Annotated in this window: 1 protein-coding gene and 1 pseudogene; both read right to left on the reverse strand. The window is 62.8% G+C overall.

The window, feature by feature from the left end:
• Positions 1-472: RES family NAD+ phosphorylase (locus P9272_RS35880; protein ID WP_278164946.1), on the reverse strand; the 472-nt coding region annotated here is incomplete at its 3' end.
• An 11-nt stretch (positions 473-483) separates the two neighbouring features.
• A pseudogene (locus P9272_RS35885) lies at positions 484-832 on the reverse strand (antitoxin Xre/MbcA/ParS toxin-binding domain-containing protein).
• Between the last annotated feature and the right edge of the window lie 48 nt (positions 833-880).

Here is an 880-nt window from a genome sequence, read left to right on the forward strand (position 1 = left end):
CGATCAGCTCGAGCCTGGATGGGGCAGCGTGACCCCATCGCCACAGAACGAGATTCAAGTCGCCGATTGCCGCGCCCTTGGCGAAGCTCGGCACGAGCAGGCCATTATAGCCTTGCGCGACCAGCTCACGGGCAAATCGCTGCGTATGCGCCTCGCCATGGTCTCTCATCTGATCGCGCCATGTCGGGCCGGCGAGGACGGTCGCATCGCGACCCATTGGTGCAAGAGCAGTGCCGTCGCCCGTATCGAAGACGGCCTCGATCTCTGCACGATAAGCGACCAGCGTCGTCGGCTGCAGATCGCCAACCTGGTTGGCTTCGCGCAAAGCCGTCAGGACCGAGGTCGACGCATAGAGCGCCGGCATCCCCTTGGGGTTGAAACGCCCTCCATAGAGTTCGGCACCGCGTCCCGACATTGGCTCGCGGGCATACACCGGATTGAGGGCGCGGTAGAGCCGGCCCGAATAGGTGATGGCGGCGATCGTCAGGCGTAAATCCCCGCATCGACCGCGTCGATGAAGTCGAGCACCTCATTGGCTCGACCCTCCCGAACGAGCTGCATTGCCGTCTGCCCCGAAAATCCCGGCAGCGGTTCGGACCGATACCAGGCGTAGGCAATGAGCGCGGAGCCAAATCGCGGCTCGACCTTGTTAACGATTTCCACCATTTCGCGCAGGCGGCGCTGCGTCTTGTCTGAGCGCACCCGCTCCCGCCGCTGGACCGCGTCTTTGCCCAGACCAGGTGCGCGCAATCTCCTCGCTCGTGGTGCGGAAAGCGTCCGCAATCTTCTTGGGTGCGAACAACCCGTGATCCGCATATTGTGCCAGGTCCATCGCAGCAACTCCGTGCATTGCCAGAAACTATGACGCCATATAGCGTCA

This window comes from Mesorhizobium sp. WSM4976, from assembly GCF_029625685.1.
Taxonomy (GTDB): domain Bacteria; phylum Pseudomonadota; class Alphaproteobacteria; order Rhizobiales; family Rhizobiaceae; genus Mesorhizobium.